Origin of the sequence: Emticicia soli (assembly GCF_037860775.1) — a bacterium.
GTDB lineage: Bacteria > Bacteroidota > Bacteroidia > Cytophagales > Spirosomataceae > Emticicia > Emticicia soli.
The window spans coordinates 61,950-74,938 of the sequence record NZ_JBBEWC010000016.1; the positions used below are offsets into that span (position 1 = coordinate 61,950).

The 12,989-nt window shown below is 36.0% G+C and carries 12 protein-coding genes, 1 tRNA gene and 1 other RNA gene; 12 read left to right on the forward strand and 2 right to left on the reverse strand.

Features of this window, described 5'->3' with window-relative positions:
* Positions 1-119 precede the first annotated feature (119 nt).
* The 3 genes from WAE64_RS21860 to WAE64_RS21870 all read left to right on the forward strand — a co-directional run bounded on the left by WAE64_RS21860 (position 120) and on the right by WAE64_RS21870 (position 2,458).
* Positions 120-204 (forward strand) — tRNA-Ser (locus WAE64_RS21860).
* A gap of 86 nt (positions 205-290) precedes the next feature.
* Positions 291-524, forward strand: coding sequence for a 4a-hydroxytetrahydrobiopterin dehydratase (locus WAE64_RS21865; RefSeq protein WP_340239916.1), 234 nt, complete (start codon positions 291-293; stop codon positions 522-524).
* 788 nt (positions 525-1,312) lie between these two features.
* Entirely contained in the window at positions 1,313-2,458 is a 1,146-nt protein-coding gene (locus WAE64_RS21870) for a trans-sulfuration enzyme family protein (protein ID WP_340239917.1), read from the forward strand.
* A 98-nt stretch (positions 2,459-2,556) separates the two neighbouring features.
* On the opposite strand, the gene WAE64_RS21875 is transcribed toward WAE64_RS21870, so the two are convergent.
* Entirely contained in the window at positions 2,557-2,694 is a 138-nt protein-coding gene (locus WAE64_RS21875) for a hypothetical protein (protein WP_165372089.1), read from the reverse strand.
* 203 nt (positions 2,695-2,897) lie between these two features.
* Positions 2,898-3,032 (reverse strand): hypothetical protein, encoded by a 135-nt coding sequence (locus tag WAE64_RS21880; RefSeq protein ID WP_340239918.1) that lies wholly within the window; start codon positions 3,030-3,032, stop codon positions 2,898-2,900.
* A 226-nt stretch (positions 3,033-3,258) separates the two neighbouring features.
* Here WAE64_RS21880 and rsmI point away from each other — a divergent pair, with 226 nt between their 5' ends.
* The 9 genes from rsmI (at position 3,259) to rimM (ending at position 12,987) form a co-directional block, all read left to right on the forward strand.
* Positions 3,259-3,927, forward strand: coding sequence for a 16S rRNA (cytidine(1402)-2'-O)-methyltransferase (gene rsmI / locus WAE64_RS21885; protein WP_340239919.1), 669 nt, complete (start codon positions 3,259-3,261; stop codon positions 3,925-3,927).
* A gap of 62 nt (positions 3,928-3,989) precedes the next feature.
* Positions 3,990-4,934: a sterol desaturase family protein gene (locus WAE64_RS21890; RefSeq protein ID WP_340239920.1), complete on the forward strand. Its 945-nt coding sequence runs from the start codon at positions 3,990-3,992 to the stop codon at positions 4,932-4,934.
* A 24-nt stretch (positions 4,935-4,958) separates the two neighbouring features.
* Positions 4,959-5,705 carry a 3-oxoacyl-[acyl-carrier-protein] reductase gene (fabG, locus tag WAE64_RS21895; RefSeq protein WP_340239921.1) on the forward strand — a complete coding sequence of 249 codons (747 nt, stop codon included), beginning with the start codon at positions 4,959-4,961 and terminating at the stop codon, positions 5,703-5,705.
* A gap of 163 nt (positions 5,706-5,868) precedes the next feature.
* The gene (locus WAE64_RS21900) at positions 5,869-7,956 is read left to right on the forward strand and encodes a vWA domain-containing protein (RefSeq protein ID WP_340239922.1); all 2,088 of its coding nucleotides are present in this window, start codon (positions 5,869-5,871) and stop codon (positions 7,954-7,956) included.
* 616 nt (positions 7,957-8,572) lie between these two features.
* Positions 8,573-9,580 carry a Smr/MutS family protein gene (locus WAE64_RS21905; RefSeq protein ID WP_340239923.1) on the forward strand — a complete coding sequence of 336 codons (1,008 nt, stop codon included), beginning with the start codon at positions 8,573-8,575 and terminating at the stop codon, positions 9,578-9,580.
* A gap of 72 nt (positions 9,581-9,652) precedes the next feature.
* The gene (locus tag WAE64_RS21910; RefSeq protein WP_340239924.1) at positions 9,653-11,059 is read left to right on the forward strand and encodes a DUF4403 family protein; all 1,407 of its coding nucleotides are present in this window, start codon (positions 9,653-9,655) and stop codon (positions 11,057-11,059) included.
* Positions 11,060-11,198: 139 nt separating this feature from the next.
* Positions 11,199-11,608: RNase P RNA component class A (rnpB, locus tag WAE64_RS21915), an RNA gene on the forward strand.
* A 166-nt stretch (positions 11,609-11,774) separates the two neighbouring features.
* A complete protein-coding gene (locus WAE64_RS21920) occupies positions 11,775-12,317 on the forward strand; it encodes a 30S ribosomal protein S16 (RefSeq protein ID WP_340239925.1) in 543 nt (180 codons plus the stop codon).
* A gap of 94 nt (positions 12,318-12,411) precedes the next feature.
* Entirely contained in the window at positions 12,412-12,987 is a 576-nt protein-coding gene (gene rimM / locus WAE64_RS21925; RefSeq protein WP_340239926.1) for a ribosome maturation factor RimM, read from the forward strand.
* The last annotated feature ends 2 nt before the right edge of the window (positions 12,988-12,989 follow it).

Genomic DNA, 12,989 nt, shown 5'->3' on the forward strand with positions numbered 1-12,989 from the left:
ATTTCACAAATTTACGCTTTTTCAGGGGCTTATGAAAGCGAAAAAAAATTAAAAAAATATTTGCATAGGGGTTGACATTAATAAATAAAAGGTGTACCTTTGCAAAACAATAAGGGAACAGAGAGATGGCAGAGTGGTCGAATGCGGCGGTCTTGAAAACCGTTGACTGTTACAGGTCCGGGGGTTCGAATCCCTCTCTCTCTGCGAAAGCCGAATCATTTGATTCGGCTTTTTTTTGTTGTATATTGTATTAGCGTTTCTAATACACACATTTAAAATAGAATAAAACTATGTGGAAAGAAGAGAACAACAAACTAAGTAGAACTTTTAAGTTCAAGGATTTTTCGGAAGCTTTTGCTTTTATGACCCGTGTTGCTATATTAGCAGAAGTACATGCGCATCATCCAGATTGGTCAAATACATGGAATAAAGTGGAAATTAACCTTACCACGCACGATGCAGGGAATAAAATAACAGAGAAAGATCGTAATTTAGCAGATGCTATTGATAAACTAGTAGATTAATTGCTTTTTCGGTGCAACAATATGCGTTTATAAAGTATTGATAATCAATGAGTTATAAATGGGTTTTTATTGCCAGACAGAGCAAAACTCCAATAAATTAGATTTTTTTATACGAAACTCCCTAAAAAAGCTACCTCTGTGCTAAAATATGATGCCTGAGAATTGAATATTTGAGACGTGCTTGATATATTGTACAGTATGTTAGATTCTCAGGCATTATGAAAAGCACAAAAGTGTATGAAAAAATCTGAAAATCGGCTGTTTGAGTAAGTATCTTGTATTAGAAATTAGATAAAGCGTTTTAATAATCCCAAAGAATATTAGCTAAGCTATAGCTCAACTTACTAATTCTTTAAGTCTTAGTTGTAGGTCGGTGATTTACTATCCTTTCTTGAAATAGCAATCTAGTACTTGTCGAAAATTAATATCGTTTTTAAGATAAATGAGCGATTCTATATTATAGTTACAAGATGCTTTACCCAATTATAATTTTATAATCTTTATAGGTTATTCTCTACCATATTTGCCAGGAACGTTCTCAAATCTGATTGTTTAGTAGGTTTTGAAGAAAAGGTTTTTTTTTCTATGTGGCTTTAACTTACATTTGGCTATTGCAAGACGTATGTCAGCAATATGAAAGCTATTATGATAAGTATGTACTAAGTGATATATCCGTATCTACGGATAATAAATTAAGTTTAAAATTATCTATTTTTTATTTATTCTTTAAGAAAAAGCAAAACACTGTTAATTTCTACACTTTTTAAGCTAAATCGAGAAATTACCTTATGAATGACTCCTATATTATCAATCATCTCGCCGAAAAACGTGAGCAGTATTTTCATGCGGTTGCTCCACCGATTATACAAACCAGTAATTTTGCATATCCAACAGTTGATGAGTTTGCTAATGCAGTTGCGCATGCAAAAGAAGAGCATCATTATACAAGAGGAAATAACCCAACGGTAGCGATGCTTAGCCAGAAAATGGCAGCACTAGAAGGTGCAGAAGACTGCCTAATGGTTGGTAGTGGTGCTGCAGCTATCACAAACGCTATTATGTCGCAAGTACGTGCTGGCGATCATATCGTTTCGGTTAAAAATGTGTATAACTGGGCCACACGCTTAATGACTAATACGTTACCTCGCTTTGGTGTAAACACTACATTTATAGATGGCACTGATATTAACAACTTTGTTAATGCTATCACCGATAAAACCCGTGTAATTTATTTAGAATCACCAATTTCCTGGACATTTGAGATCCAAGATTTAGAAAAGATTGCTGACTTGGCCAGAAAAAAAGGCATTACAACTATTATAGACAATAGTTACTGCACGGCCCTTTGTCAGAAACCGATGGAGTATGGAATAGATATAGTAATTTACTCTGCCACTAAATATTATAATGGGCACAGTGATGTAGTAGCAGGCGCTATTTGTGGTTCAAAAGAGAAGATAACCCAAATCTTCTATAACGAGTATATGACTTTTGGAAATATTCTTTCGCCCCAAAATGCCTGGCTTATGCTACGTAGTCTCCGTACTTTGCCCATCAGGCTGAAGCAATCTTCAGAAAGTACATTAAAAGTGCTTGATTTTCTGAGAAAGTCACCTAAAATTGACAAAATATGGTATCCGTTTGAAGAATCTAATCCTCAAATTGACCTTGTTAATAAGCAAATGAAAATGCCAATGGGTTTGTTTACTATCTCTCTTAAAAACAAAGACGTATCTTCAATCAAAAAATTCTGTGAATCATTACAGAGTTTTCTGATTGCGGTTTCCTGGGGAGGACACGAGTCTCTAATAATGCCTAAATGTGCATTTGTTCATGAGACAGACCCACAAGCAAGTATGATCCGATTCTACATCGGCCTTGAAGAGGCAGACTATATTATTGAAGACTTAGAGAAAAACCTGTTTTTGCTTTAAAAGTGGGCTTTTTCTCGCCGTCCGGGAGGCCAAAACAACATCATCAAACACACATTTTGTGTATTCTAAGCAACGTAAATCTGTAAAAACAGTAGATATTACCAAGCGTAAACTGAACGAGGACGAGATTGTAAACGAGCCAAATATCCTTTTGGCGCATATAATTCTTTTTCTTCATTCATACGGGTCATTAATAGACCACCAAAAGCTAGTGATGCGATAGTAAGTAGTAACATAGTTTTAAGCACGTTTAATTGGTACAATTTTCTAAAAATACTTGCAATAAAGCAATAGCTAAAAAAAGTATATGTCAATAATTGGATTTTTTCTTCCTAAAATATGACACTTTTATGGTAATTTCAGCTAAAAAAAAGCACAAACATTCAAAAATTGTATTGAAAATGGATATTTAAGTTGTGATACAGATTTTTGAAATTAATTAATAGGCATAAACATTACGGGGGCGAGCTTGTAGACTCATCATGTAATCTTTAGGAGCATATAACTCGGATTTGGCACGTAATTTGGTCATCATCAGACCACCTACGGCAAAGGCAATGGCGGCTAATAACATGGCTAATAAAATAAGGTTTATTGTTTGTCAAAAATATGTATTTAAAATTAGTATGTCAAGTATTTTCAGAATTTTTTGAAAATAATATAACAAATGAACGATAGTTTTTTATTAAACGGCTTATTTTGGTGTTTTTTTGCTAGAAAAATCCTCTTAATAAGCTTTTAATTTGAGATAATCTTCCAGTTCAGCGCTGAAATTTGTACTTTTGTCGAAAAAAAATATAGTGAAGCTTGTTCTTGTACCAACACCAATAGGTAATCTGGAAGACATTACGCTAAGAGCAATTAATGTTCTGAAAGAAGCTGATTTGATATTATCAGAAGACACCCGAAATACGGGCTTCCTTCTAAAACATCTGGGCATTTCTAAGCCATTACAGAGCCATCACGCCTTTAATGAACACCAAACGGTAGGTAAGGTGGTAGAACGCCTTAAAAAGGGCGAAAAAATCGTTCTTGTGTCAGATGCCGGTACTCCGGCTATCTCAGATCCGGGTTTTTTACTGGTTAGAGAATGTATAAGAAGTGGGGTAGAGGTAGAATGTTTGCCCGGAGCTACTGCATTTGTACCTGCTTTAGTAAATTCAGGGCTTCCATGCGATAGATTTACCTTTGAAGGCTTTCTGCCTGTAAAGAAAGGCCGACAAACGAGATTAAAATCTCTTGTTAATGAGGAAAGAACCATGATTTTTTATGAATCTCCCTTCAGATTACTGAAGACACTAGAAAATTTTGCAGAAACCTTCGGGCCAGAGCGCCAAGCATGCGTTTCTCGTGAAATTAGTAAGATGTATGAAGAAAATGTGAGAGGAACATTAGCCGAAATTATTGAAAATTTTGCGAATAGAACCGTAAAAGGCGAAATTGTTATTGTCCTACAAGGATGTGGTTGAATAGAAGTGCCCAAATGGCCTGATTACAAGAAATTTATTGCATTTTAATTGTTTGTATTTTTATGTTCGAAATCTTTAAAAATTACACTATCGAGCAGCTTGTTATTATTTTTTCTACACCTCTATACACATTTTTGATTCTTGGAGAAATAATATTAAGCAATATACAAGACCGACACTTTTATACGGTCAAAGATACGATTACTAACGTCTATCTGATGTTGCTAAATGGTGGAATCGATTTACTATCGAGAGGCATCACTTGGGGTATACTTGCCTGGTTCTTCCAGTATCGCCTCTTCGAAATCCAGAATCCGATTCTTTATTGGTTTGTGCTCTTCGTTGCCGAAGACTTCGTGTTCTATATTTTACACGTGGTTGACCACTACTCAAGGTTTTTCTGGGCTTCGCATGTTACACACCATTCGTCTGAGCAATTTAACCTTACAGTAGGGTTCCGCTCCTCGGTATTTCAGCCCTTGTACAGATTCATATATTTTATACCTTTGTCTTTAATGGGTTTCAAAGCCATTGATATAGCGGTAATGTATTCTATTACTCAGATATACGGCATAATGGTGCATACAAGCTATATACCAAAATTTCGTAAAAAACCTTTGAAATGGTTGGAATACGTAATTGTTACGCCTTCGCAGCATAGGGTTCATCATGCTTCAAATGTGGAGTATCTTGACAAAAATATGGGTATGTGCCTGAGTATCTGGGACAGAATGTTTGGTACTTTTCAGGAAGAAATAGATGATTTGCCTATTAAATATGGCTTGGTTTCGCCACTTGAAAACCGAAATGCAGTAAACATTGTGTTTCATGAATGGGTGAAAATCGGTAAAGATATGCAAAGGCCAATTGGCTTTTTTACAAAAATTAAGTATATATTTATGCCTCCGGGCTGGTCGCATGATGGTAGTACAAAGACTAGCGTAGGGTTAAGAGCCGAACTTAAGGCACAAAAAGACACTGTTGAACAATTAACTGAATCAGTTTAATATTATTAACAATTCAAATCATACATGAAATTACTTGAAAATAAAGTTGCTCTAGTAACCGGAGCATCACGTGGAATCGGGAGAGAAATCGCTAAAAAGTTCGCAGAACAGGGCGCAAATGTCGCTTTTACTTACTTATCAAGTGTAGAAAAAGGTCAAGCACTGGAGGCAGAACTAGCAGCTTATGGTATCAAGGCAAAGGGATACCGCTCTGATGCCTCTGATTATGCTGCTGCTGACCAATTAGTAACAGATGTAGTGAGCGATTTCGGTGTACTGGATATTTTAGTAAATAATGCAGGTATTACCCGTGATACACTATTGATGCGTATGTCGGAAGAACAATGGGACGAAGTGTTAAGAGTAAACCTGAAATCGGTTTTTAATCTTACAAAAGCTGCTACAAAGCCAATGATGAGAGCTAAACAAGGTTCAATTATCAATATTACTTCTGTAGTAGGCTTAATGGGTAATGCCGGACAAGCTAATTATTCGGCCTCTAAAGCCGGTATTCTTGGTTTTACCAAATCAGTAGCAAAAGAGCTAGGCTCAAGAAATATTCGTTCGAATGCCATAGCTCCGGGTTTCATTGAAACCGAAATGACCGGAGAGCTTAATGAAAAAGCACTTGAAGATTGGTTGAAAAACATTCCGCTTAAGCGCGCTGGCCAAGGCGACGAAGTTGCTAATGCCTGTGTATTCTTAGGCTCTGATATGTCAAAATACATTACCGGGCAGGTTTTACAGGTTGATGGCGGTATGCTAATGTAAGCTTCTGCCGTATATTCACTATATTCTATCGTCAAGGGAGAACAATCGTTACCCTTGACGATATTTTTTTTGTATCTTGGCAAAATATTTGTTCACTTAAGGTGTTGTTTTAGTAGTATTATTTCTCAATAAAAACATCCGTAGAAACGGAATCGAGGGGTTTATGAAGTCCGAACTTATCTTTCAATCTTCACCGTGGTTTATTATACTTTGCTTACTTGCCGGAGCGGCTTATGCGTTTGTATTATACCAGAAAAAGACAAATTTTTCGGTATTACAAAACAGAGTGCTTGCTATTGTGAGAGGTCTATTAGTAGCACTGCTGGCTTTTATGTTGATAAATCCTTTGTTAAGAGGTAATAAAACAACTATTGAAAAGCCTACAGTTGTGCTAGCCATTGACAACTCGACTTCTATGGCACAAGGAGGGCAAGAAAAGATAACTCAATTGAAAAATGAACTACAGAAACTGAAAGACGATATAGAATCGAAAGGAACAAGTGTTGAAATAAAGACATTTGCCGAAACCAACGATACAAAGCAGGTAAACGACATTACATTCGGAGAAAAAACTTCCGATTTATCGGGTTTACTAGCCAATATAAAGAATAATTATGAGGGCAGAAACCTTACAGATGTGATTCTGGTATCTGATGGAATAGCCAATGCAGGTATATCGCCTACCTATGGGAAATATAATTTTAATATACATTCTATTGGTATTGGTGATACAACCCAGAAGAAAGATGTAAAACTGAATGCCGTTTACGCAAATAGAATAGCCTATTTAAGCAATAAATTCCCGATACAGGCCGAAATATCTAGTTTTGGGTACCAAGGTAAGTCAACATCAGTATTATTGAAACAAGGAGGTAAAGTATTAGAAAAACAAATTGTAAGTTTTGATAAAGCTACTGACCTAAAACAAGTAACTTTTTATACAACAGCCGAACAAAAAGGCATGCAGCGTTTTACGATTGAGGTAGTAGCAAGCGAAGGCGAGTTTTCACCAAAAAATAATGCACGTGATGTATATATCGACGTTGTAGATGGCAAAGAGAAGATTTTGCTGCTTGCACTTGCACCACACCCTGATATTAAGGCTATCAAGGCAATTATAGAAAAGAACGAATTATATGAGTTGACGGTTAAGGTTCTCCAGAGTGATAATGCTAGTGAAATAGGTAACCAGCCTTATGATGTACTTATTCTACACCAACTACCTGATATATACGGAGCTGGTGGAAATGTAGTGAGTCGTTTGCTAGCGCAACAAAAACCAACCCTTTTTATTTTAGGCAATCAGTCGAATATCGCCAGTTTCAATGGTACTCAACAAACACTAAGTATTATATCGCAATCTGGAAGGGCCGATAAGGTAACTGCAAAGTTTAATAATAGTTTTAATTTATTTAATCTTGATGGAGAGAAACTAAATATTCTGGAGAAATTACCCCCAATGTTATCGCCTTTCGGTGATTACAGGCCTGCTACCGGGAGCGAAATCATATTGTACCAAAGAGTTGGTTCATTAGTAACACCTAAGCCGCTTCTGATAGCTAATACTGCCAACGCACGTAAATCTGCAGTTTTGGCAGGTGAAGGGCTATGGCAATGGCGTTTAGAAGAGTTTGCTTTGACCGATAAACAAGAGGTTGTAGATGAAATATTAATGAAAACACTACAATTGATTTCGGTAAAAGACGATAAACGCAAGCTGAGAGTTTATCCTATCTCGCCTGAGTTTTCTATTGATGATAAGGTTATCTTCGAAAATGAAGCTTACAATGATATATATGAGCGCATTTATAACCAGAATATCAAACTGGAAATTACCGACGAAAAAGGCACTACTAAGAGTTATAATTACACTGTTAGCCAAGAGAATACCCGTTTCGAAATAACAGGGCTTGGCGAGGGTGTATATCGTTATAAGGCATCAACGCAGGTATTAGGTAAGAGCGAAGTAGTAGACGGACAGTTTATAGTTAGAAATACCGATCTGGAAGCACTAAGCAATACCGCCGATTTTAATATGTTGCGTACGCTTTCTCAACAAAACAATGGTAAGTTTTTTGTGCCTGCTCAATTAGATAAATTGAAGGAGTATTTATCATCAAATCAAAGTCCTGATAAGGTAATGAGCATTGAAGAAATGAATGAGTTTATCAATCTGAAATGGATTTTCTTTGTGCTTCTTATTTTGGCTTCAGTTGAGTGGGTGACCCGAAAATACCTTGGAAGTTATTGATTTTTGTATTCGTAATAAAAAGGTTTTTTAGTTTTAATGCGATATTTTAGCCTGGTTTTATGAATAAGCGGTAGCATTTTGCTCTGTTTTTCGATAAAATCAGGCTTTTTTGTACTTTATCAACATAAAAATAAGATTGATTGTTGTATTTTTTCTGGTTGGGTGTGCTAGTATAGTTATATAGTATTGATCCTTTCAGCGAGTTTTTAAATTATCAATTTGAGCTTAGTTTGAAAAAATGTTATATCGTAAGGAGTTCCTGCAAGTAAAGATATATCGGATGCTACCGTTTAGAAATTTTCTTTTAAACTTTTCTTATTTTATTTTAGATAAAATTAAAATGCGAAGCTTTATGTGAATTTTCTAAAAACCTTTGAATTTCGATTTTAGCGCTAATTTATTTTTTCTTAATTTTATTGAGCAATTCGACCCACAGATTTATCATCGTCAATACTTGTATATTTGATAGAAACGCTGTTGATTCAAAATAGGATTTTTCTTAGAGAATAAATTCGTTACAAAAGCCATCAATGAAATTAATTTAGATATTATACTGTTATAGGTGTTGTCGAAATAATTTAAGACAAACGCAATTTTATTTAATACAACCAAACTTATGAATATCGGAGATAAGGTAAGACTCATACACTCAAAAGAAGAAGGCATCATTACACGCTTTTTGAAAGATAATGTAGTAGAGGTAGAGATTGAAGCAGGCTTTAAACTACCTGTGCTTAGAAGAGAGTTAGCAGTGGTGTCAACAAATGAGAAACAGTTTTTTAAACCTGTGCAGACTGTCCCGACACAAGACATTGCCAAACAAAAAGAAGTAAAGCCTGTTATAAAAGCCGACAAAGGTGTGTTTCTGGCTTTTTTGCCAATCAATGATAAACTCGTGTCAATCTACCTGGTGAATAATAGTGATTGGAATTTTCCTTTCTCATTAACATTAAATACAGATAGAATTCATGTCGGCTTATTGGGTGGAGTGCTTAAAGCAAAGAGTGCTCAGAAATCGAACCTTGATTTAGCTATTAAAGATGTAGAAGAATGGGGTAGTTTTACCTTTCAGGCATTTTATTATAATGATGGCCCTTTTGATGAGCGTACACCTTTGTCGAAGAAAATGCGAGTGCGAGCCAGCACTTGGGCTAATTATAGAAAGAAAGCTCCCATATTAGACAAAGAAGCCTATTTGTATCAACTGGATTCTGATGAGATAGAAGCAGCTCATGAAAAAGCTAAAGAGGATGAGAAGAAGCTTGTAATAGATGTGAATAAGTTAAAAGAGGGAATGATGGAGAAGAAACCTGTAGAGGTTTTGCCTAAAAATTATGAAAAGCCTTCTCATATAGTAGACTTGCATATTGAAGAGTTGACTAAGAATCATTATTCGATGAATAATGCAGAAATGCTCGAGCTTCAAATGAATACATTCCTGAGTAAATTTGAGCAGGCCATTGCTAGTGGTATGGACGAAATAACATTTATTCATGGTGTAGGTAATGGCGTTTTAAGACAAGAAATACAACGAAGATTATCTGGCCATAAAAATGTAGCCTGGTTTGAAGACGCCCAAAAAGAAAAATTTGGTTATGGAGCTACTCGTATCAAGATAAAATAAGATTCAAAACATAAACTGATAATTTTTTCTTGCTTTGTGCGTTTTGCACAAGATTCACAATTAACAATCCTGATGAAAAAGTTCACAATCTCTGTTGGGTTATTTATAATTACATCTATTTGTCCGATTTTAAAACTTAGTGCTCAGAAAGCAAATCCGGAAGGCCCGGAAGAAAAGTATTTACAAGATTCAGTTAAGGTGCAAAAAGTCTTTTCAAATATCAGTATTCCTTTTGATATTTCGATGAATGATATCGAAAGGCAAATCAATGCGTCTATAACGGGACTTATATACGAAGACAACAGTTATACAGACGAAGGAAACGATAATTTTAAATGTAAGGTCTGGAAAAAATCAAATATTATAATCACTGCAGCTACCAACGATGTATTCGACTTTACAGTGCCTATTAAAGTATGGGCTGAAAAAGGAATAGGTGCCTTTGGGATTATGAAGTATGTTCCGGTAGAGTTTGAGATGAATTTGAAATTCTCAACCCGATTTACTATCCGACAAGACTGGGTCGTACAAACCTTCACTACACCTAACGGATATGAGTGGATAACAAAACCAAAAGTGAATATAGGCTTTGATGTTCCGCTTGATTTTATTGTAGGTAAAATTATTGATAATAACCATGCCCGATTTGCGAAGTCGATAGATGATGCAGTAGCAAAGAACCTTACCATAAAACCCTACGTAGTACAGGCATGGAATGCAGCCTTGCAACCTTACCTTGTTTCGGAAGAATATAGAACCTGGGTGAAGATTACGCCATTAGAGATTTATATGACTCCGCTGGTTACAGTTGGTAGAAACGTAAAATCTGTTTTGGGCCTTAAAGGTTATACAGAAACCATTACAGGCGAGAAACCATTAGCGCCTTTGGCTGTAAATACTGTGCCTAACCTTAAACTAGTATCTTCTATTCCGAATGATTTTCAGGTGGGCTTAATGAGTGATGTGCCATTTGTTGAAGCTGCTGCGGTTGCAAAAAAAATGTTTATAGGCCAGACCTATGATTTCAGAGATGGTAAATATAAAATCGAAATTACAGATTTAGATATTTATGGGAGTAATGAATTTCTTGTGATTAAAGCCGGTATCAAAGGAAGTCTGAAAGGAACAATTTTTATCAAAGGTATTCCGGTGTATAGTCCGGCCAGAAAAAGTATTGTTTTAAGTAATACACAGTTTGATATAAAGACAAAGAATATTCTGGCCAAAGCAGCAGCTTGGCTTCTGGAAGGTAAAATGGTGAAGATGATGGAAGAAGAGTATGGCCTACCGGTAGATGAACTATTAGGCTATGCCAAACAAAATGTTGAAGCTGCAATGAATAGCGAATACAGAAAAGGAGTAAAGCTGAGTGGAAAGATCGAAAGCATTTTGCCGGATAAAGTTTACCTTACTCCATCAAGCCTAGTGGCTGTTGTACTAGCCAAAGGTAAAGTTGATTTGAAAGTTGATGGCCTGTGATATTCGTATAATAATTAAATACTTATTGCTTAGCGAAGTTTTAATCGTATCCGTTTAATCAGTATAAAAATTATTAAGTGGTAGTATTGTTAAAAAGTGTTGCATCATAAATAGGTAGTGCCTATTTTTGTGACAAGAAAAAGTAAGCTGTCTTATCGCTGCTTTAAGGGGAAACCCGATGAAGTTGAGGAAAGTCCGAACAGTGCAGAGCGTCATGCTACCTAACGGGTAGGGGATAATTAAGAGATTGATTATCTACAGCCAGTGCCACAGAAAATATACCGCCTTAGGGTAAGGGTGAAAAGGTAGAGTAAGAGACTACCGCTTGTTTGGTGACAAACAAGGCATGGTAAACCTCATGAACTGAAAGATCAAATAAACCGACAAAAGCAATCTTATGATTGTTTAAAAGGCTGCTCGCTTGAGTCGGAGGGTAGATTGATAGAAATAATAGGCGACTATTGTTCCAGATAAATGATAAGACCTTGATGCATATCTTTCGGGATAAGCATTAAGAGACAGAATTCGGCTTATAGGCTTGCTTCTTCTTATTTATATTTTTTTGATAGCTAGCATACATATCCATTTGTGTGCCTAAATACATATTATTTTATAAAAAACCTCGTGAAAGTTTGATTTCATGAGGTTTTTTTATAATTTTGCAATCCCAAAAAATGCGGAAAGGGGACGGGTTCCCCATTAAAAAACAAAAACAATGGCAGTTAAAATCAGATTAGCAAAAAGAGGACGTAAGAAAGCACCATTATACGATATAGTGGTAGCTGACGCTCGCTCACCACGTGATGGTAAGTTTATTGAGAAATTGGGTCAGTATAATCCTCAATCTACCCCGGCGGGTATTACTTTAAAAGACGAAAGAGCTTTGTATTGGTTAATGGTTGGTGCTGAACCAACAGATACAACTCGCAAAATTTTGTCTGTAAAAGGTATATTGTTTAAAAAACACTTACAAATTGGTGTTGACAAAGGTGCTATTACGCAAGAAGTAGCAGATGCACGTTTCGAGTCATGGTCGAAAGACAAACAAGAAAAACGTGAGTCTAGAATTGCTAAGCTTACAGAAGGTAAAGATGCTATCAAGAAAGCAGCATTTGAAGTAGAGCGTAAAAAACGTACTGATATGGAAGCTGCTAAACAAAAAGCAGAAGCTGAGGCAGCTGCCGCGGCTGCAGCAGCAGAGGCGCCAACTGAAGAAGCTCCAGCAGCAGAATCTACAGAAGAAACAGCAGAAGCATAATCAAGACCTAAGTGTTTGGATTAATAATCTAAATGGAACAATAAAAAATCCTCGCCCCAAAAGCGAGGATTTTTATATTGAAACAAATAAAGCTATGAATAAAGAGGATTGTTACCTATTGGGAAAAATAACCAAGACCCACGGTCTTAAGGGAGAATTGGCTATCTGGCTGGATGTTGATTATCCGGAAGATTATGAAGAGCTAGATTCTGTGCTATTAGAAGTAAAAGGACAGCTGGTTCCTCATTTTGTAGAAGAGATACAGATTAGACCTAATAAGTCTATTATAAAGTTTGAAGATATTGATACTATTGAAGAAGCTCAGAAACTGGTAAATTGTGATATTTATCTTCCAGACGATAATTTACCGGAGCTAGAAGACGACGACCAGTTCTATTACCATGAAATTATTGATTTTGATGTGATAGATGAAGAAAAAGGTAAATTGGGGAAAGTACTGGCTGTTTATACATCTGAGAGACAAGACCTGATTGCAATGCAATATGAAGGAAAAGAGATATTGATTCCGATTGATGATGACATTGTAAAGACTGTAAATAGAGAGAAAAAAGAACTTTATACGCATCTGCCAAATGGCTTGTTAGAAGTGTACTTGGAAGAGAATACTTCGCAAGAACCAGATGATGCCGATGACTCTGAATCTATGTAAGT

Excerpts from the sequence above, each read along its gene's own strand:
- rimM (WP_340239926.1), top strand. The coding sequence starts at position 12,412 with ATGAATAAAGAGGATTGTTACCTATTGGGAAAAATAACCAAGACCCAC.
- WAE64_RS21875 (WP_165372089.1), bottom strand. The coding sequence starts at position 2,694 with ATGTTACTACTTACTATCGCATCACTAGCTTTTGGTGGTCTATTAATG.
- WAE64_RS21865 (WP_340239916.1), top strand. The coding sequence starts at position 291 with ATGTGGAAAGAAGAGAACAACAAACTAAGTAGAACTTTTAAGTTCAAG.
- WAE64_RS21880 (WP_340239918.1), bottom strand. The coding sequence starts at position 3,032 with ATGTTATTAGCCGCCATTGCCTTTGCCGTAGGTGGTCTGATGATGACC.
- WAE64_RS21920 (WP_340239925.1), top strand. The coding sequence starts at position 11,775 with ATGGCAGTTAAAATCAGATTAGCAAAAAGAGGACGTAAGAAAGCACCA.
- WAE64_RS21870 (WP_340239917.1), top strand. The coding sequence starts at position 1,313 with ATGAATGACTCCTATATTATCAATCATCTCGCCGAAAAACGTGAGCAG.
- fabG (WP_340239921.1), top strand. The coding sequence starts at position 4,959 with ATGAAATTACTTGAAAATAAAGTTGCTCTAGTAACCGGAGCATCACGT.
- WAE64_RS21905 (WP_340239923.1), top strand. The coding sequence starts at position 8,573 with ATGAATATCGGAGATAAGGTAAGACTCATACACTCAAAAGAAGAAGGC.
- WAE64_RS21910 (WP_340239924.1), top strand. The coding sequence starts at position 9,653 with ATGAAAAAGTTCACAATCTCTGTTGGGTTATTTATAATTACATCTATT.
- WAE64_RS21900 (WP_340239922.1), top strand. The coding sequence starts at position 5,869 with ATGAAGTCCGAACTTATCTTTCAATCTTCACCGTGGTTTATTATACTT.
- WAE64_RS21890 (WP_340239920.1), top strand. The coding sequence starts at position 3,990 with ATGTTCGAAATCTTTAAAAATTACACTATCGAGCAGCTTGTTATTATT.